General features: G+C 74.7%; 15 protein-coding genes. 8 read left to right on the top strand and 7 right to left on the bottom strand.

Annotation, left to right across the window (positions count from 1 at the left end):
• The first annotated feature begins 170 nt into the window (after positions 1 to 170).
• Together ACF07N_RS00875 and ACF07N_RS00870 are read left to right on the top strand one after the other, a co-directional pair.
• Positions 171 to 3,077, top strand: a complete 2,907-nt coding sequence (locus ACF07N_RS00875) for a DEAD/DEAH box helicase (RefSeq protein WP_392106681.1) — start codon at positions 171 to 173, stop codon at positions 3,075 to 3,077.
• Positions 3,074 to 4,414 carry an SWF or SNF family helicase gene (locus ACF07N_RS00870; protein WP_392106678.1) on the top strand — a complete coding sequence of 447 codons (1,341 nt, stop codon included), beginning with the start codon at positions 3,074 to 3,076 and terminating at the stop codon, positions 4,412 to 4,414. The genes ACF07N_RS00875 and ACF07N_RS00870 overlap by 4 nt, the downstream gene beginning before the upstream one ends.
• Here the strand turns inward: ACF07N_RS00870 and ACF07N_RS00865 are convergent.
• On the bottom strand, positions 4,403 to 4,777 hold the full coding sequence (locus tag ACF07N_RS00865; protein ID WP_392106675.1) for a hypothetical protein: 375 nt from the start codon (positions 4,775 to 4,777) through the stop codon (positions 4,403 to 4,405). The two genes, ACF07N_RS00870 and ACF07N_RS00865, sit on opposite strands and share 12 nt — an antisense overlap.
• 362 nt (positions 4,778 to 5,139) lie before the next feature.
• Entirely contained in the window at positions 5,140 to 6,306 is a 1,167-nt protein-coding gene (gene xylA, locus ACF07N_RS00860) for a xylose isomerase (protein WP_392106672.1), read from the bottom strand.
• A gap of 130 nt (positions 6,307 to 6,436) precedes the next feature.
• Between xylA and xylB the strand changes: the two genes are divergently transcribed.
• From xylB to ACF07N_RS00830, 6 genes are all read left to right on the top strand, one after another.
• Positions 6,437 to 7,882, top strand: a complete 1,446-nt coding sequence (gene xylB, locus ACF07N_RS00855; RefSeq protein ID WP_392106669.1) for a xylulokinase — start codon at positions 6,437 to 6,439, stop codon at positions 7,880 to 7,882.
• A gap of 266 nt (positions 7,883 to 8,148) precedes the next feature.
• On the top strand, positions 8,149 to 9,288 hold the full coding sequence (locus tag ACF07N_RS00850) for an ROK family protein (protein WP_392106666.1): 1,140 nt from the start codon (positions 8,149 to 8,151) through the stop codon (positions 9,286 to 9,288).
• 328 nt (positions 9,289 to 9,616) lie between these two features.
• Complete coding sequence (locus ACF07N_RS00845; protein ID WP_392106663.1) at positions 9,617 to 10,216, top strand: N-acetylmuramoyl-L-alanine amidase; 600 nt, start codon at positions 9,617 to 9,619, stop codon at positions 10,214 to 10,216.
• 94 nt (positions 10,217 to 10,310) lie between these two features.
• On the top strand, positions 10,311 to 10,706 hold the full coding sequence (locus ACF07N_RS00840) for a luciferase family protein (protein WP_383332716.1): 396 nt from the start codon (positions 10,311 to 10,313) through the stop codon (positions 10,704 to 10,706).
• 3 nt (positions 10,707 to 10,709) lie between these two features.
• On the top strand, positions 10,710 to 11,885 hold the full coding sequence (locus ACF07N_RS00835; RefSeq protein WP_392106660.1) for an NUDIX domain-containing protein: 1,176 nt from the start codon (positions 10,710 to 10,712) through the stop codon (positions 11,883 to 11,885).
• A gap of 127 nt (positions 11,886 to 12,012) precedes the next feature.
• Positions 12,013 to 13,248, top strand: a complete 1,236-nt coding sequence (locus tag ACF07N_RS00830) for a phosphodiester glycosidase family protein (protein WP_392106657.1) — start codon at positions 12,013 to 12,015, stop codon at positions 13,246 to 13,248.
• Positions 13,249 to 13,268: 20 nt separating this feature from the next.
• On the opposite strand, the gene ACF07N_RS00825 is transcribed toward ACF07N_RS00830, so the two are convergent.
• The 5 genes from ACF07N_RS00825 to ACF07N_RS00805 form a co-directional block, all read right to left on the bottom strand.
• The gene (locus tag ACF07N_RS00825) at positions 13,269 to 13,463 is read right to left on the bottom strand and encodes a hypothetical protein (protein WP_031114944.1); all 195 of its coding nucleotides are present in this window, start codon (positions 13,461 to 13,463) and stop codon (positions 13,269 to 13,271) included.
• A gap of 123 nt (positions 13,464 to 13,586) precedes the next feature.
• The gene (locus tag ACF07N_RS00820) at positions 13,587 to 14,450 is read right to left on the bottom strand and encodes a phosphatidylinositol-specific phospholipase C/glycerophosphodiester phosphodiesterase family protein (RefSeq protein WP_383332722.1); all 864 of its coding nucleotides are present in this window, start codon (positions 14,448 to 14,450) and stop codon (positions 13,587 to 13,589) included.
• A 206-nt stretch (positions 14,451 to 14,656) separates the two neighbouring features.
• Positions 14,657 to 15,730 carry an acyl-CoA dehydrogenase family protein gene (locus tag ACF07N_RS00815; RefSeq protein ID WP_392106652.1) on the bottom strand — a complete coding sequence of 358 codons (1,074 nt, stop codon included), beginning with the start codon at positions 15,728 to 15,730 and terminating at the stop codon, positions 14,657 to 14,659.
• Positions 15,727 to 16,908, bottom strand: a complete 1,182-nt coding sequence (locus ACF07N_RS00810; protein WP_392106649.1) for an acyl-CoA dehydrogenase family protein — start codon at positions 16,906 to 16,908, stop codon at positions 15,727 to 15,729. Before ACF07N_RS00810 ends, ACF07N_RS00815 begins: the two co-directional genes overlap by 4 nt.
• Positions 16,905 to 17,870, bottom strand: coding sequence for an NADPH:quinone oxidoreductase family protein (locus ACF07N_RS00805; RefSeq protein WP_392106646.1), 966 nt, complete (start codon positions 17,868 to 17,870; stop codon positions 16,905 to 16,907). The genes ACF07N_RS00810 and ACF07N_RS00805 overlap by 4 nt, the downstream gene beginning before the upstream one ends.
• Between the last annotated feature and the right edge of the window lie 90 nt (positions 17,871 to 17,960).

Genomic DNA, 17,960 nt, shown 5'->3' with positions numbered 1-17,960 from the left:
GCACTCATAGTGACCCAACTCACAGCCGATCCACCCCCGCACGTTCGGAAAGTGCTGTACTCTCGGCGACTCCGACTCGACTAGTCAAATTTGAGGAATCAGTCATAGCCGAGCAGTCGACTCTCCCGGCACTCTCCTCCGACCTCTCCACGCTGATCCACTGCGGCACCGTGTTCCTGCCCGGTGACCCGGCCCGCACCGGCACCGTCGCCTTCTGGCGGCCCGACGGCACGCCCCCGCCCGCCGTTCCTTCCGCGTCCACCGCGGAACTCACCGTCGCCGTCCCCGGCGGCGACGGCGTCGACACGGTGGCCGTACCCGCCACCCTCATGCCGGTGGGCACGGCCCTGCCGCTCCTCACCCGCGCGCGCGTGACCGGGCGGGGTCACCGCGCCACCGTCTTCTGGGGCGCGGCCGCCTTCCAGGCCCTGCACCTCGTGGCACGCGGGCTGTTGCTGCCGGGGCTGTCCCGCGGCGACCACGACGCCTGGCGCACGGGCCCCTTGCGCGCCCAGGACGTCGAGGCCCTGCGCCGCCTCGCCGCCGCGATGCCGCCCGAGGCACACGCCGTACCGCTGCCGGGCGCCGGGCCCCTGCGCCTGCCGAATCCGGAGCAGCTGCTGCGCGCCTTCCTCGACGCCGTGGCCGACGGCCTGCCGCGCTCGCCCGCCGCCCACCTGGTGACGGGCGGGCCCGCCTACGCGTCGCCGGAACCCGTGCACCTGCCCGCGCAGCGCGCTTGGGCGGCCGACGTCGCCGCCGGTCTCGACGCGGGTGTGCGGCTGTCGCTGCGGATCGAGGCGGACGGCTTGACCGAGCAGGTCGGTGACACAACCGGCACCGGCACCCCACCCAGCGGCGGCACCTCGACCAGCACGGGCGCGGAACCCGACGGCTCCTACGGCTCCGACGGCTCCGACGGCTCCGACGGCTCCGACGTGACGTTCCGGGCCGTCCTCCAGGTGCACGCCGTGACCGACCCGTCGCTCGTCGCGGACGCCGCGGACGTCTGGGCCGGGACCGCGGGCGAGGCCTTCGGCCCGCGCGCGCGGATGGACGCCCTGCTGGCCCTGCGCCGGGCCGCCCGCGCCTGGGCACCGCTCACGCCCCTGCTGTCGGCGGCCGTGCCGGACGCGGTGGAACTCGCCGACGACGAGATCACCGAGCTCCTCGGCCCGGGCACCCGTGCCCTGGCGACAGCCGGCGTGGAGGTGCACTGGCCGAAGGGACTCATCCGCGAGTTCACCACGCGCGTGGACGTGGGGCCGTCGGACGGCGCCGGGGAAGCCGGGGAGGCCGGCCGCCCCTTCGGCGCCGTGCCGTCGTTCCTGTCCGCCGACGCGCTGCTCGCCTTCGACTGGTCCTTCGCCCTCGGTGACCGGAAGCTGAGCCGCGCGGAGCTGGACCGCCTCGCCGAGGCCAAGCGCCCGGTGGTGCGGCTGCGCGGCCAGTGGGTCCTGATCGACCCTCAGGAGGTGGCACTCGCCCGCTCCCGGCACGACCGCAAGGTCACCCCGGTGGACGCCCTGGGCGCCGCCCTGGCGGGCTGGACCGAGGTTGACGGCCACCGCGTCGAGGTGCGGCCCACCGGCTGGCTGGCGGCGCTGCGGGAACGGCTCGCGGACCCGGAAGCGCAGCAGCCCGTGGCCCAGCCGGACGCCCTCGCGGCCACTCTGCGGGACTACCAGCGGCGGGGCCTGAGCTGGCTCGCTGGCATGACGTCGCTCGGCCTGGGCTGCTGTCTCGCCGACGACATGGGCCTCGGCAAGACGATCACACTGATCGCGCTGCACCTGCACCGGCAGACCGACGCGCGGTCCGCCGGTCCCACGCTGGTCGTCTGCCCGACGTCCCTCATGGGCAACTGGCAGCGCGAGATCGAACGCTTCGCGCCCGGCACGCCGGTGCGGCGCTTCCACGGCCCGCGACGCGAGCTGAGCGGCCTCGCCGCCGGCGAGTTCGTGCTCACCACGTACGGCACCATGCGCCTGGACGCGGCGCGGCTCGCCGAGGTGTCCTGGGGGATGCTCGTGGCGGACGAGGCCCAGCACGTGAAGAACCCGTACTCCTCCACGGCCCGGCAGTTGCGGTCGATCGGGGCACGCGCGCGCGTGGCGCTCACCGGCACCCCGGTGGAGAACAACCTGTCGGAGCTGTGGGCGATCCTCGACTGGGCGACGCCGGGGCTGCTGGGCCGGCTCGGCACCTTCCGCAGGAGGTACGCGGAGGCCGTGGAGGGCGGCCGCGACCCGGGCGCCGCGGACCGTCTGGCCCGGCTCGTGCGGCCGTTCCTGCTGCGCCGCCGCAAGTCGGACCCGGGCATCGCCCCGGAGCTGCCGCCGAAGACCGAGACCGACCACGCCGTGTCGCTCACCCCGGAGCAGACGGCACTGTACGAGGCGGTGGTGCGCGAGGCGCTCACGGACATCTCCGGCGCCGGCGACATGGCGCGGCGCGGCATGATCGTGAAGCTGCTGACCGGCCTCAAGCAGATCTGCAACCACCCGGCGCAGTACCTCAAGGAGGAGCGGCCGGTCGTCTCCGGACGCTCCGGGAAGCTGGAACTGCTGGACGAGTTGCTCGACACGATCCTCGCGGAACGGGCGGGCGTGCTGGTCTTCACCCAGTACGTGCGGATGGCGCGCCTGCTGGAGCGGCACCTGGCCGCCCGCGGCACGCCCTGCCAGTTCCTGCACGGCGGCACGCCCGTCACGGAGCGGGAGGCCATGGTCCAGCGCTTCCAGGACGGCGAGGTGCCCGTGTTCCTGCTGTCGCTGAAGGCGGCGGGCACCGGCCTGAACCTCACCCGGGCCGAGCACGTCGTGCACTACGACCGCTGGTGGAACCCGGCCGTCGAGGCACAGGCGACCGACCGCGCCTACCGCATCGGGCAGACCCGGCCCGTACAGGTGCACCGCATCATCGCGGAGGGAACCATCGAGGACCGCATCGCCGAACTGCTGGCCCGCAAACGGGAGCTGGCGGACGCGGTCCTCAGCTCCGGCGAGGCCGCGCTCACGGAACTGACGGACGCGGAACTGGCCGATCTGGTCGCGCTGCGAGGGGGCCTGCGATGACTCGGAACGACGGTGACACGGAGCGCACGTTCGCGGCGCTGCCGCCCGCGCGCGGGCGGGGATTCGCCCAGACCTGGTGGGGACAGGCGTGGCTGAAGGCGCTGGAGGACACGGCGCTGGACTCGGCGCAGCTCAAGGCGGGCCGCCGCCTCGCCCGCGCGGGTGCGGTCGGCGCGGTGTCGGTGCGCCCGGGCCGGCTCACGGCCGTCGTCCAGGACCGCGACCGCACGGCGCACCGGGCCGACGTCCTGCTGGAGCGGCTGTCGCCCGAGCAGTGGGACCGCTTCCTGGACATGACCGTGGAGCGGGCCGGGCACGTGGCGGCCCTGCTGGACCGGGAGATGCCGCCGCACCTGGTCGAGGACGCGGCGGCGGCGGGCGTCGACCTGCTGCCCGGCCTCGGCGACCTGGAGCCGCGGTGCGACTGCGACGCCTGGGACCACTGCGGGCACACGGCGGCGCTCTGCTATCAGGTGGCGCGGCTGCTGGACCAGGACCCGTTCGTCCTGCTGCTGATGCGGGGGCGGGAGGAGGACGCCCTGCTGGGCGACCTGCAGGGCCGAAGCGGCGCGGCCACCGCCGCGCCGGCCGGGCCGGAGGGCGTGGACGCCGCCGAGGCCTACGCCACCGGTGACATCCTGCCGCCCTTGCCGGAACTGCCCGTTCCACCCGACGAGCCCGGTGTGCCGCCGCCGCTGGACACCGAGACACCGCCCGCGCCCGGCGTCGAACCGGCCGCGCTGGAGTTCCTGGCCGCCCGGACCGCCGTACGGGCCCATCGCATGCTCGGGGAGGCGCTGCGGGGTGCCGTCGAGGGGGAGCTGACGGTCGCGCAGGACGCGGTGCGGCTGGCCGCGGGCGGCGACGGGCAGGGGGCGGCGGCCTCCCGCACGGCGGACGCCCCGCGGGAGGCCGCCCGCGACCGGGAGTGCGTGGAGCGTCTCGCGGCCGGCTCGGGACGCGGCCGGGAGGGTATGGCGGCGGCGGTCCGCGCCTGGCGCCACGGCGGTGCGGAGGCGCTGTCCGTTCTCGACGAGGAGTGGCGGGTGGAGGGCGAGGCGCTCGCACGCGCGCGTGCCGCCCTGGAGTCGGCGTGGGACGTGGACGAGCGGCCGGAGCTGAGGGGCCGGGCCAACCGGTGGACGGCCGTCGGCGCACCGGTCCAGTTGCGCCTCGGGCGGGACGGCCGGTGGTGGCCGTACTGGAAGGAACGGGGGCGCTGGCTGCCGGCGGGCGCCGCCGCACAGGATCCGGCCACGGCCCTGACGTCGGCGGCGCTCGCCGCCGGCGACCCGGGCACGTGTCCGCCCGGCACAGCGCCGGGTTCAGGGCAGTAGCTCGGCCGGGTCCACCGACGGAAGGACGGATTCCAGCCCACTGGGCCAGTCGCTCGGCGGACCACTCGGAACGTCGCTCGGCAGACCACTCGGCAGGTCGCTCGGCAGCCGGGTGGGGAATCCCGAGGGCAGCCGGGTCGGCAGGTCGCTCGGCAATCCGCTGGGGATGCCGAAGGAGGGCTCGGCGGTGCCGCTCGTCCCCGGGCCGGGCGGCTCGTCGTCCGGCCCGTCGTCCCGTCCCGAGGCCAGCAGCACCACGAGGGACACGGCGGCGACGGCCACGAGCGCGGCCAGCAGCAGGAACAACGGAGTCCGGCGCCGGGCGGGCCCGGGCGGATGAGGCGGTACGGGCGGCATGGCCATACCGACCAGAGTCGCGGGCTACCGCTCGACGCGGGAGGGGCGCACGGAAGCCGGCACGGGCTCGTGGCACGGACCGTACGGTTCCGGAGCATGCGGGAACAGACGCGGACCCGCCGACCGGCCGCCGTGACGGACCGACGGGCTCGCACGCGCGCGTGTGCATCGCCCGCGAGGTTCGCCGGGGAAGCCGAAGCCGGACGGGTCTGCCGATCGGGCGCGCACGCGCGCCTGCTGATCGCCCCGGGACAGCGGCACTCACGCAGGCACGCGCGCCTGTTGTTCGCCCCGGGACAGTGTGCGAGCCCTGACGACCGCACGCGCGCGCGGGTACCGCCCGACGGACGGCACCCGCGCGAGTGCGGTCAGCCGCGGGCCCCCAGCAGGTGGTCCATGGCCAGCTGGTCCAGGCGCTCGAAGGCCATGCCGCGGGCCGCAGCCGCCTCGACGTCGAACGCTTCGAACGCCGACCGGTCGGCGAGCAGGGCCTGCAGACCGTCCGCAGCGGTGGGCTGCGCCAGCTCGTCCAGACGGGCCGCGCGCAGGGCCTCCTGGACCTCGGGGTCGGCGCGGAACGCGGCGGCGCGCTCCTTGAGGATGAGGTAGTTGCGCATGCAGCCGGCCGCCGAGGCCCACACACCGTCCAGGTCCTCGGTCCGCGGCGGCTTGAAGTCGAAGTGCCGCGGGCCGGAGTAGCCGGCCGACTCCAGCAGGTCGACCAGCCAGAACGCGGCGCGCAGGTCACCGGCGCCGAAGCGCAGGTCCTGGTCGTACTTGATGCCGGACTGGCCGTTGAGGTCGATGTGGAACAGCTTGCCCGCCCACAGGGCCTGCGCGATGCCGTGCGGAAAGTTCAGGCCGGCCATCTGCTCGTGCCCGACCTCCGGGTTCACGCCGTACAGCTCGGGGCGCTCCAGCCGCTCGATGAACGCCAGGGCGTGGCCCACCGTCGGCAGCAGGATGTCGCCGCGCGGCTCGTTCGGCTTGGGCTCGATGGCGAAGCGCAGGTCGTAGCCCTGCGTGGTGACGTACTCGCCGAGCAGGTCGAAGGCCTCCTTCATCCGGTCCAGGGCGGCGCGGACGTCCTTCGCGGCGCCGGACTCGGCGCCCTCACGTCCGCCCCAGGCCACGTACACCTGGGCGCCGAGCTCGGCCGCGAGGTCGATGTTGCGGATGGTCTTGCGCAGCGCGTACCGGCGTACGTCACGGTCGTTGGCGGTGAACGCGCCGTCCTTGAAGACGGGGTGGGTGAAGAGGTTGGTGGTGGCCATCGGGACCTTCATGCCCGTGGCGTCCAGCGCCTGCCGGAAGCGCTTGATGTGGTTCTCGCGCTCGGTGTCGCTCGAGCCGAACGGGATCAGGTCGTCGTCGTGGAAGGTGACGCCGTGGGCGCCGAGTTCGGCCAGGCGCTGCACCGTCTCGACCGGGTCCAGGGCACGCCGCGTGGCGTCGCCGAAGGGGTCCCGCCCCTGCCAGCCGACGGTCCACAGGCCGAAGGTGAACCTGTCCTCGGGGGTGGGCTGGTAGTTCATGCCGCGGCTCCTTGCTCGCTGGGGCTATTCGTCATGCCGATTTACAAATTAGTATGCGAGCACCTCTCTGGGAAGAGACCACGTGCCCCCAGAACGGAGACACGTGCCACGCGCAGTAGGGAGAAGCCCGATGTCAGCAGCCGAGGGTCCGCTCGTCGTCGGTGTGGATTCGTCCACCCAGTCCACCAAGGCGCTGGTCGTCGACGCGGCCACCGGCCGGGTCGTCGCGAGCGGCCAGGCGCCGCACACGGTCTCCTCGGGGGCCGGCCGCGAGAGCGATCCGCGCCAGTGGTGGGACGCCCTGTGCGAGGCCCTGCGCCAGTGCGGCGACGCGGCGCACGAGGCGGCCGCGGTGGCGGTGGGCGGCCAGCAGCACGGCCTGGTCACCCTGGACGGCCGGGGCGAGCCGGTGCGGCCCGCCCTGCTGTGGAACGACGTGCGCTCGGCACCGCAGGCGCGCCGGCTCACCGAGGAGCTGGGCGGGGCGAAGTTCTGGGCCGACCGCACGGGGAGCGTCCCCGCCGCCTCCTTCACGGTGACCAAGTGGGCCTGGCTGGCCGAGCACGAACCGGAGGCGGTCCGTGCCACGAAGGCCGTGCGCCTCCCCCACGACTACCTGACCGAGCGGCTCACCGGCCAGGGCACGACCGACCGCGGTGACGCGTCCGGGACGGGCTGGTGGGCGTCCGGGACGGAGGCGTACGACGAGGAGATCCTGGCGCACGTGGGACTCGATCCGGCTCTGCTGCCCCGGGTGGTGCGGCCCGGTGAGGTGGCGGGCACGGTGCGCGACAGCCACGATCTGCCGTTCTCCAAGGGGACGCTGGTGGCGGCGGGCACCGGCGACAACGCCGCCGCGGCGCTGGGCCTGGGCGTGCGTCCGGGCACGCCGGTGATGAGTCTGGGCACGTCGGGCACGGTGTACGCGGTGTCGCGGCGCCGGCCCGCCGATCCGAGCGGCACGGTGGCGGGTTTCGCCGACGCCCGCGGCGACTGGCTGCCGCTGGCCTGCACCCTGAACTGCACGCTCGCCGTCGATCGTGTCGCCACGCTGCTGGGCCTGGACCGCGAGGCCGTCGAACCCGGCACGGCGGTCACGCTGCTGCCCTTCCTGGACGGCGAGCGCACCCCGAACCTGCCGAACGCCTCGGGCCTGCTGCACGGCCTGCGCCACGACACCACGGCCGGCCAGCTCCTCCAGGCCGCCTACGACGGCGCCGTCCACTCCCTGCTGGGCGCGCTCGACCTGGTCCTCGACGAGGACGCCGACCCCTCGGCGCCCCTGCTGCTGATCGGGGGCGGCGCCCGGGGCACGGCCTGGCAGGACACGGTACGGCGGCTGTCGGGGCGTCCGGTGCAGGTGCCCGAGGCGAAGGAACTGGTGGCGCTGGGCGCCGCCGCGCAGGCGGCCGGGCTGCTGACCGGGGAGGACCCGGCGGCGGTCGCACGACGCTGGGACACGGCGGCCGGTCCGGTGCTCGACGCAGTGGAGCGGGACGAGGAGACGCTGACCCGGATCGCCGGGGTACTCTCCGACGCGGCTCCGCTGCTGGAGCGGCCCACCGACACCCACTGAGGACTGGCTCAGGCATGACCGCACCGCCGCACGAGGCACACCCGCCCGGACCGGGACGCCCGCCGCAGGAGGGCGACCAGGCCACGCCCGGACGCCCACCGGACGGGGCGGACCAGGCCGGGCCCGGACGCACGCCGCACGAAGCCCGGCCGACCGGGCCCGGACGGCCACCGCGCGAAACTCACCCGGCCCGGCCGGGACGCCCTGCGCACGAGCCCCGCCCCGCCGCGGGGCCGGGCCCGGTCCTGCCCGACACCCAGCAGGGCATGCGCCGCCGCAACCTCGCCCGCGTCCTGCACGCCGTGCGCGCCGAGGGGCCGTTGTCCCGCGCGGCCGTCGCCTCGCGGATCGGTCTGACCCGGGCGGCGGTGTCCACGCTGGTCGACGAGTTGATCCGCTCCGGGCTGCTGGAGGAACTCGGCCCCGAGCGGCCCGGCCGGGTGGGCCGCCCCGGCTCCGCGCTCGCGGTCAGCGGACGCGGCCCGGCCGGGATCGGCGCGGAGATCGGTGTCGACCACCTCGCGGTCTGCGCCGTCGACCTGCGGGGCACGACCCGGGCACGGGCGATACGGCAGGGCGCGAACCGCGGCCGCTCCCCCGAGCCGGTGCTCGCCGAGCTCACCGAGCTGATCCGCCGGGTCGTCGCCGAGGCGGAGGGCGAGGGGCTGTGGCCCGCCGGGCTCGCCGTGGCCGTCCCCGGCCTGGTGGCACGCGACGCCCGGACCGTGGTCCGCGCCCCGAACCTGGAATGGCACGACACCGACCTCGGCGCGCTGCTGCCGCCCGACCTCCCGCCGATCGTGGACAACGAGGCCAACTTCGGCGCCCTGGCGGAACTCTGGCTCGGCGAGGGCACCCCGCGCGACTTCCTGCACGTCTCGGCGGAGATCGGCATCGGCGCGGCGGTCGTGGTGGACGGCGGGCTGCTGCGCGGAACGCGCGGTTTCGCGGGCGAGTTGGGCCATGTGCCGGTCCGGCCGGACGGCCCGGAGTGCGGGTGCGGAGGGCGCGGGTGCCTGGAGCAGTACGCCGGTGAGGAGGCGGTGCTGCGGGCGGCCGGCCTGGAGCCGGACGAGGACCGGGTCGGGGTGCTCGCGGGCCGTGCCGCGGAGGGCGACCCGGACGTCCGCCGGGCGCTGCGGGACGCGGGCACGGCACTCGGCATCGCACTGACCGGCGCGGTGAACCTCCTCGATCCCGAGAGCGTGGTGCTGGGGGGCGAGTTGTCCGGGCTGGCGCCCTGGCTGCTGCCCGCGCTCCAGGAGGAGCTGGCCCGGCGCACCGCGGGTCCCGCCTGTCCCGTGTCCGTGTCCCGGCTGGGCCCGGAGGGACCGCTGCTGGGAGCGGCGCACTCGGTCGTGCGGGCGGTGCTGGACGACCCGGCGGCCGCCGCGGGGCGGGCCTGACCCTGCCGGCCGGCACAGGGAGCGGGGCTCGGAGCCGGTTCAGGGAGGCGCCTCCACCACGTGGGGTCGGCGCGGGGCCGTGACCGGCGTGCGGCCCGATGCGGAAGGGGCCGTGCTCGGCGCCCAGTCCGAGGCGAGCCCGGGCAATCACCCGGCCGGGTGAGCGAGTTGTCCACAAGTCCGTGCCCGTCCACCGAAACGCATCGCGTCCTGCTCACGGGCCGTCACGCGTCGTAACTTGATCCCTGCGGGCCGCGACCGGCACCGGCCGCCGCTCCGCGCAGTCAAGCACGTGACCCCCTGCCCATCGGACCCGGAAGGCACCACCATGGACCGGACACCCTCCCTCCCCAGCAGGCGCGGCATCCTCGCCGGAGCCGCCCTCACCGCCGTCGCCTCCCCCCTGTTCGCCCCCGCGCGCGCCGCGGCCGCACCGCGTGCCGTGGATCACCGGGGAGCGGCATGGCACCCGGCGAGCCGTGCCAACTACACGCCGTCGAACCGCCCCAGGGCCCATCCACTGCACTACGTGGTCATCCACGTGGCACAGACGACGTACGCCGGCACCCTGTCCGTCTTCCGCGACCCGGCGAAGAAGGTGTCCGCGCACTATGTGGTGCGCTCCTCCGACGGGCACGTGGCGCAGTGCGTGCGCGAGGCCGACATCGCCTGGCACGCGGGGAACTGGGACTACAACACCCGCAGCATCGGCATCGAGCACGAGGGCTGGGTCGACCGACCCCAGTACTTCACCGACGTCATGTACGAGCGCTCGGCCCGGCTCACGGCGGCGATCTGCGAGCGGTACGGCATCCCGCGCGACCGCGCGCACATCATCGGCCACCACGAGGTCCCGGGCAGCGACCACACGGATCCGGGGCGGCGCTGGGACTGGAAGCACTACCTCAGACTGGTCAAGTCGGCCTGACGGCAAGGCCGGTGTCCCGCCCGGCCGGTTCACGTCCCGGTTACAAATCGCTCAACCACTGGTTGCGGCGCGGTGAGCAGGCGACGATGGGAGCATGACTCTGGCCCAGCGCGCCCTGGAGCGTCTGCAGGCCTGGCCCGACCTGACGGCGGGCCCGGCGAGTTGCGGCACCGGACGGGCGCTCCGTTCCGTCCGCGACGAAATCATCCACTTCCACTCGGACCGGGACGTGGACCTCCACCTCACCCGCCGGGCCATCCAGCGCTTCCACTACGACCTGTCCGGGTCGAGCGCGATCCATCTGGTCCCGGGCTCCTGCTGGCTGACGGTCCACCTCGACTGCGAGGCGGACATCGACCTGCTGCTGACCCTGGTCAGCAGCGCCCTCAAGGCCCACCAGACCCGGCCGGCCGCCGGCGAGCCCCGCTCGGCCGGATGCAACTTCCACCGGGTCACGGTGCTGCCGCGCGACGCCGTGGCGGGCGGCTGAGCGGTGACGGCCGGACGACCCGAGACCGCCAACGCCGAGGCCTGGCACAGGTACGGCACCCACCACCTGGCGCGCGGCACGGCGCTGCCCGAAGCGGCGCGCGTCGACTGGGCCTTCGAGGGCGGCGGGCCGGGAGTGGAGGTGCTCGGGGAGCTCGCCGGGCGGCGGGTGCTGGACCTCGGGTGCGGTCCGGCACGGCACGCCGCCCACCTGGTCAGGGCTCACGGCGCGCTGGTGGACGCGGTCGACGCCGCGGCCGGCCAGTACGAGCGGGCCCGCGCCCGGTACGGCTCCCTGCCCGGGCTGCGGTTGGTCCTGGCCGACGCGGTGGACCACCTGCGCGCGGCGGAGCCGTACGACGTCGTCTACTCCGTCAACGCCGTCCCGTACATCGATCCGCACCGGCTGCTGCCCGTCCTGGCCGGGGCGCTCAAGCCGGGCGGCAGGTTCTGCTTCACGGTGCTGCACACCAACGCGCGGGGTGACGGGCCGTCGGACCGGGTCGCCGCCCGGCCCGAGGTCCTGCGGCTGGCCGGCGGCGGCGAGCTCACCGTGCACATGTGGGTCCTCACGACCGAGGTGTGGACAGCCCTGCTCACCGAGCACGGGCTGCGCGTGGAGCACGTCGACGTGCTGGACGTGCCCGAGCCGGGCAACCGGGCGTCCTACCGGCTCTTCCGCGTGACGCGGCCGGCTCGGGTCTCCTCCCGGCCGCGTACCGCGAAGCCGCCCGTGGCCCACGCGGCGCTCGGGGTGGGCGCCATCCTGCACGGGCCGCGCGGCCTGCTGCTGGGCCGGCACCGGCACGGGACGTGGGAGCTGCCCGGCGGGACGGTGGAACCCGGCGAGTCCCTGGAGGAGGCGGTCGTGCGCGAGCTCGGCGAGGAGACGGGTCTGGTGGCGCGGCCGGAGGACGTCCGGCTGCTCGGGACGCTGCTGGACGACGCGGGCGGCGTGGCCCGGGTGACCGTGGCCGCCAGGGTCACCGCCTGGCGGGGTGAGCCCGCGGACCAGCCGGGGGAGAGCGTGGGCCGCCGGCGCTGGTTCGCGCCGGACCGGCTGCCGGAGCAGCTCTTCGTGTGCAGCGCCCAGGCCCTCACCGCCTGGCGTCCGGATCTGCCGATCGACCACGCGCCCGCGCGGTTCACGCCGTACGGCACCGGAACGGGCGAGCGCTGAAGCACCCGGAGGGGTGCGTTTTTTCAGCCGTTCCCGCGTTGTCGGCGCTCGGCCACCCTGACGGCCCGTGCGGTCTGGTGCACTGCCTGTGAGTGTCGGAACATCTGACGAGACATCAGGGGGCACGGTGGCAGACCGTCACAGACGCGGTGCGGGCAGAGCGGTACTGGCGTTCCTCACGGCGTTCGGAGCGCTGGCGGGTGCGGCCCTGGCGGGGGCGGCTCCGGCCGGTGCCGTCCAGAAGACCGTGCGGGTCGCGCCGGGCGTCACGTACGAGCAGTTCGACATCAAGGCGGCGAAGGGGGTGACACACGCGCACGTGGTGCGGGCCGACCTGGGCCACCCGCAGGTGAAGGTGGATCTGCTGTACCCCGGGGTGGTGGCCTCCCGGGCGCAGGTCTCGCGGATGGCCGATGCCCAGGGGGCGGTCGCCGGGGTCAACGGCGACTTCTTCAACATCAGCGAGGCGCAGCACCCGGGCGTCGAGGTGACGGGGGCGAGCGTGGGTCCGGCGATCGCCGCCGGGCGGACGCTCAAAGCGGCGGTGCCGAAGGGCCAGCGGTTCGGGCCGGCGCTGCCGCCCGGCACGACGACCGAGGACGTGTTCGGTGTCGGCACCGACGGCGTGGCACGGCTGGACCGGCTGGCGCTGGACGGCTCGGTGCGGACGGCCGCGGGGCAGCTGCCGCTGGGCGGGCTCAACCAGTACGCGCTGCCGGTGGGTTCGGTCGGGGCGTTCACGTCCGAGTGGGGCAGCGTCTCCCGGGTGCGCGCCACGTGCGGGACGGACTCGGACCGGGCCGCGCCGTGCAGCACGGACACGTACGAGGTGACGGTCCGCGACGGCAAGGTCGTCTCGGCGGCCGACAAGCCGGGCAGCGGTGCCATCGCCGCGGGGACCACCGTGCTGGTCGGGCGGGAGGCGGGCGCCCAGCAGTTGCGCAAGCTCTCCACCGGTGAGGCGGTCGAGGTCGAGCACCGTCTGGTGGCGGCCTCGGACGGCGCCGCGTACCGCCTCGCGCTCGGTGGCTACCCGGTCCTCAGGGGCGGGCAGCCGCTCGCGGGGCTGGACGACACGGCGTCGGCCGTCCGTACGGCCGTGGGGATCGCCGACGGCGGACGGCGCGTGCTGTTGCTGGCACTCGACGGGGCCGCCGCCTACCGCAGCGGTCTGACCATCGCCGAAGTGGCCGACACGATGCGGAAGCTGGGCGCGGACGACGCGTTCAGCCTGGACGGCGGCGGCTCGTCGACGCTGGTCGCCCGGAAGGCTGGCGCGAGCGCGGTCTCGGTCCGCAACCATCCCAGCGGCGGCGCCGAACGGGCCGTGCCGAACGGCATCGGCGTGTTCTCGGGGGCGTGAGGGACAGGGGGCGGGCGCGGTCAGGGCCGCAGGCTGCTGACGATGTCCGCCGTCGCGGTGAGGCCGCTGTGGATGGTCGGGGCGATGCTGGTGCTCGCCAGGTAGAAGCCGAGCAGCAGGCAGACCAGCGCATGGGAGACCTTGAGCCCGCCGTTACGCAGGAAGATCACCGCCAGGATCACGAGCAGCAGCACCACAGAGATGGAAATGGCCATCGTCGACTCCTCCGCCACGCCGCCTTGTCCGGTTCACGGCGTTCGGCCGCAAGTGTGGCGTAGCGGAGGGTTCGTCCGGGCGGCTGAGCTGTCCGCCGAACGTGTGGTGTCGGGTGCCGTTCCCTACTCCGCCCGGCGGGCGTCCAGGAACGCCTCCAGTCCGGCCAGGTCGTCGGTGTTGAGGTGGTCGACACCGGCGGCGAGCAGTTCGCCCCACAGCGCTTCGCGGGCCGGTCCGGGCTGGTCCGGGGTCGCCCAGAAGCGCACCCGCTGACCCCGCCGGTGGGCGGCGTCGACGATGCTCCGCAGTTTCTGCCGCTCGGCGTCGGGGAACGCGCCCACGCCCCGCCAGGTGAAGTTGAGCGTCCAGTTGTCGCTGACGAGCGGGATGAAGGAGGCCGGGGCCGGGCTGCCGAGGTCGGCGAGGCGGCCGTCGTAGAAGGCGCGCCGGACGCGCTGGGCCTCCATGGGGGCACGTGCGGCGCGGTCACCGGAGATCACGGCGGTGACCGGTCCGCGGTGGACGCGGCCGTGGGCGCAGGTGGTGAACAGGTGCCGGTAGCGCCGCAGATGCCGGTCGAGCTCCAGGTACGTCGACGAGCCCTCGGTCTTGATGTCGATCAGCAGTTGCAGTGAGCCGCGGTGGCCCCGGTACACCGAGCCGTGGTTGGCCCGGACGCGGGCCGCGAGCGGGTCGAGGTAGAGGGACTCCAGCGTGCGGGAGGGGTCGAGGTCTTCCGGGTCGTGGGCGACGAGGAGCCGGTCGCCGACGAGGTATATGTCGGCCTCGACGCTGCCGAAGCGGTGGTCGAGGGCGTCGAACAGCGGGCGCGGGTGCTCGTAGTCGTTGTGGGCGTGGGCGCGCCACAACGGGCGCGGCCGGTGGCCGCGTTCACCGGCCAGGGCGGGGGCCGCGGGAACGGCGATCGAGCCCGCGAGGGCCGCGCCGAGGGTGGTGAGGGCTCTGCGACGGGTGGTGAGGGCCATGCTCTGCCTCCCTGGAGGTGCCGTACGGGAACCCTGTGAGTATGGGGTCGCGGCAGCTTCAGGAGGCAGGCCCGGACGCGGAGTTGGCCGGACCGCCGCCGTGCGTTCACTTCACCGGGGCATGGCGCACCGAGAAGCCCGCCCCAGGTGGGACGGGCTTCACGCGCGGGCCGGCCGGAGGTTCCCGGTCGCCGGTCAGGTGGGCGTCAGGGAGCCTGGAGGTCCACCAGGCGGGCGAGCGCCTCGCGATGGGCGCCCGCGGTGCCGTAGGCGATCGAGTCGGCCTTCGCCCGCTTCAGGTACAGGTGGGCCGGGTGCTCCCACGTCATGCCGATCCCGCCGTGCAACTGCACGGCCTCCTCGGCGGCGTGGACGGCCACGGGCGCCGCGTAGGCCTGGGCGACCGTGACGGCCACGTCGGCGTCCTCGCCGGTCGTCAGGGCGTCGGCGGCGTTGCGGGCGGCGGCGCGCAGGTTCACGACCTCCAGCCAGAGCTGGGCGAGGCGGTGCTTGAGCGCCTGGAAGCCGCCGACGGGGCGGTTGAACTGCTTGCGGTCCTTCAGGTAGCGGACGGTCTCCGTCAGCGTCCACTCGGCCAGGCCGAGTTGCTCGGAGGCGAGCAGTCCGGCCCCGGCGCGCAGGGCCCGGGCCACGGCGGGTTCGGCGTCGCCCAGCAGCGTGCCGCGGGCCCCGTCCAGGGTGACCGTGGCGAGCGGCCGGGTCAGGTCCAGCGAGGTCTGCGGGGTGACGGTCGCGGCGGTGGCGTCGACCGCGTACAGGCGGCCGTCGTAGGCGGGCACGAGCAGGACGTCCGCGACGGCGGCGTCGGCGATGCCGGTCAGTTCGCCGTGCAGCAGGCCGTTCTCCTGCCGGACGGTCCGGTGGGCCGCGCCCGGCGCGACGTTCAGGGCGACCGCGAGGGCGCCGATCGTCGTCCCGGCCGCGAGCGCGCGCAGCAGGTCGTCGGCGCCGCAGGCCAGCAGCGCCTCGGTGGCGACGACCGCGCTCGTCAGGTACGGCACGGGCGCGACCGCGCGGCCCAGTTCCTCCAGCACCACGGCGGCTTCGCGGTGGGTGGCGCCCTGCCCGTCGAGTTCCTCGGGCACCAGCAGTCCGGCGAGGCCCATGCCGTCGGTGAGGGCCTTCCACAGGGCGCGGTGGTGCGGGGTGTCCGACTCGGCGCGGGCGATGACGCCGGGGGCGTCGCAGTGGTCGGTGAGCAGGTCGCGGACGGCGGCGCGGAGCGCCTCTTCCTCCTCCGAGTACAGCAGATCGCTCATCGGGCCAGGTCCTTCCAGGCGACGTCCTTGTCGGTGCGCGGCTCGGGGGGCAGTCCGAGGACGCGCTCGGCGACGATGTTCAGCAGGATCTCGGTGGTCCCGCCCTCGATGCTGTTGCCCTTGGAGCGCAGGTAGCGGTAGCCGGCCTCGCGGCCGGTGAAGTCGACCAGTTCCGGGCGCCGCATGGTCCAGTCGTCGTACAACAGGCCCTCCTCGCCGAGGAGTTCCACCTCCAGGCCGCTGATCTCCTGGTTGAGGCGGGCGAAGGCCAGTTTCATGCCGGCGCCCTCGGGGCCGGGCTGGCCGGCGACGAGCTGCTGGCGCAGCCGCTCGGCGGTGAGGCGGGAGACCTCGGACTCCACCCAGAGCTTCAGCAGCCGCTGGTGCAGGTCGTGGGTGCGCAGTTCGGAACGCTCGCGCCAGGTCTTCGAGACGGGGCCGATCATGCCGCCCTCGCGGGGCAGCCGCATGCCACCGATGGCCACGCGCTCGTTGTTGAGGGTGGTCTGCGCGACCTTCCATCCCTCACCGATCCCGCCGAGGCGCCGGGAATCGGGGATGCGGACGTCGGTGAGGAACACCTCGTTGAACTCGGCCTCGCCGGTGATCTGCCGCAGCGGGCGCACCTCGACGCCCGGGTCGGTCATGTCGCACACGAAGTAGGTGATGCCGCGGTGCTTGGGCACGTCCGGGTCGGTGCGGGCGATGAGGATGGCCCAGCGGGCGACGTGCGCACTCGACGTCCAGACCTTCTGCCCGTTGACCACCCAGTGGTCGCCCTCCCGCACGGCCCGGGTGCCCAGCGCGGCCAGGTCGGAGCCGGCGCCCGGCTCGCTGAACAGCTGGCACCAGACCTCCTCCCCCGTCCACAACGGCCGCAGGTAGCGCCGCTGCTGCTCCTCGGTGCCGTACTGGAGGATCGTCGGCGCGGCCATGCCGAGGCCGATCCCGATGCGCCGGGGGTCGTTGTCGGGCGCCCCCGCGGCGGCCAGTTCGGCGTCGACGACGGCCTGGAGGGAGCGGGCCGCGCCGAGTCCGCCGAGGCCCTGGGGGAAGTGCACCCAGGCGAGTCCGGCGTCGAAGCGGGCCCGCAGGAAGTCCAGGCGGCCGGTGGAGGCCGGCGGATGGGCGGCCAGCAACTCCCGGGTCTTGTCGCGCAGTTCCTCGGTGGTGGTCATGCTGCCTCCTCCATGACGACGGCGATCCGGCCGGTGGTCAGACCGTCCGCCACCTTCTGCACGGCGCCTGCCGCCTCGCCGAGCGGCACACGCTCGCTGACCAGCGGCTTGATCGCGCCCCGGGCGGCCAGTCCGGTGAGTTCCTCGTGGCAGTGCCGGACGAGCTCGGGGTCCTTGGTGTTGTACAGGCCCCAGTGCAGGCCCAGGATCGAGTAGTTCTTCACCAGGGCGTGGTTCAGGGCGGGGCTGGGGATGGTGCCGCTGGCGAAGCCGACGACGACGATCCGGCCCTCGAAGGCGACGGTCTTGGCGGACTGGGTGTACGCCGCGCCGCCGACCGGGTCGTAGATCACGTCGGCGCCCCGGCCGCCGGTGGCCTCCTTGACGGCGGCGACGACGTCCTCGGAGCGCCGGTCGATCACGAGGTCGCAGCCCAGGTCCTTGGCGACGGCCGCCTTCCCGGAGCCGCCGACGACACCGATGACGGTGGCGCCGGCGGCCTTCCCGAGCTGCACGGCCGCGCTGCCGACCCCTCCTGCGGCAGCGTGGACGAGCAGGGTCTCCCCGGCCCGCAGGGCGGCCCGGCGGTGCAGGCCGAACCAGCCGGTCTGGTAGCCGATGTGCAGGGCGGCGGCCTCGGCGTCGTCGAGGGCGTCCGGTGCGGGCAGCAGGGCGGCGGAGTCGGCGAGGGCGTACTCGGCGAAGCCGCCGTGGGGCAGCGCCGGGTTGGCGATCACCCGGCGGCCGTCCTCGGTCTCGCCGCAGATCTCCACGCCCGGCGTGAACGGCAGCGGCGGCCTGACCTGGTACTGGCCGCGGCACAGCAGGGCGTCGGGGAAGTTGACGTTCGCGGCGCGCACCTTCAGCAGGACCTGGCCCGCGCCGGGCGTGGGCGGCTCCGCCTCCTCGAGCCGCATCACCTCGCTCGGCTCGCCGTTCTCGTGCACGTGCCATGCCTGCATGCGGTGCCTCCACGGGGGACTGCTTCGTCTGGCCGGGGTCGGTTCGCATACTAAGCGGTCGCTTGCCGATCAGGGAACCGTCTTCTGCGG

The sequence above is a fragment of the Streptomyces sp. NPDC015242 genome, assembly GCF_043079125.1.
Taxonomy (GTDB): domain Bacteria; phylum Actinomycetota; class Actinomycetes; order Streptomycetales; family Streptomycetaceae; genus Streptomyces.
The sequence above is the reverse complement of the archived record's forward strand: the minus strand, read 5'-3'. Positions and strand labels throughout refer to the sequence as shown.

Bases quoted from the DNA above. Each gene is read 5' to 3' on its own strand.
- ACF07N_RS00865 (WP_392106675.1), bottom strand. From the start codon at position 4,777: ATGGCCATGCCGCCCGTACCGCCTCATCCGCCCGGGCCCGCCCGGCGC.
- ACF07N_RS00820 (WP_383332722.1), bottom strand. From the start codon at position 14,450: ATGGCCCTCACCACCCGTCGCAGAGCCCTCACCACCCTCGGCGCGGCC.
- ACF07N_RS00810 (WP_392106649.1), bottom strand. From the start codon at position 16,908: ATGACCACCACCGAGGAACTGCGCGACAAGACCCGGGAGTTGCTGGCC.
- ACF07N_RS00840 (WP_383332716.1), top strand. From the start codon at position 10,311: ATGACTCTGGCCCAGCGCGCCCTGGAGCGTCTGCAGGCCTGGCCCGAC.
- ACF07N_RS00815 (WP_392106652.1), bottom strand. From the start codon at position 15,730: ATGAGCGATCTGCTGTACTCGGAGGAGGAAGAGGCGCTCCGCGCCGCC.
- ACF07N_RS00825 (WP_031114944.1), bottom strand. From the start codon at position 13,463: ATGGCCATTTCCATCTCTGTGGTGCTGCTGCTCGTGATCCTGGCGGTG.
- ACF07N_RS00845 (WP_392106663.1), top strand. From the start codon at position 9,617: ATGGACCGGACACCCTCCCTCCCCAGCAGGCGCGGCATCCTCGCCGGA.
- xylB (WP_392106669.1), top strand. From the start codon at position 6,437: ATGTCAGCAGCCGAGGGTCCGCTCGTCGTCGGTGTGGATTCGTCCACC.
- ACF07N_RS00870 (WP_392106678.1), top strand. From the start codon at position 3,074: ATGACTCGGAACGACGGTGACACGGAGCGCACGTTCGCGGCGCTGCCG.
- ACF07N_RS00805 (WP_392106646.1), bottom strand. From the start codon at position 17,870: ATGCAGGCATGGCACGTGCACGAGAACGGCGAGCCGAGCGAGGTGATG.
- ACF07N_RS00850 (WP_392106666.1), top strand. From the start codon at position 8,149: ATGCGCCGCCGCAACCTCGCCCGCGTCCTGCACGCCGTGCGCGCCGAG.
- xylA (WP_392106672.1), bottom strand. From the start codon at position 6,306: ATGAACTACCAGCCCACCCCCGAGGACAGGTTCACCTTCGGCCTGTGG.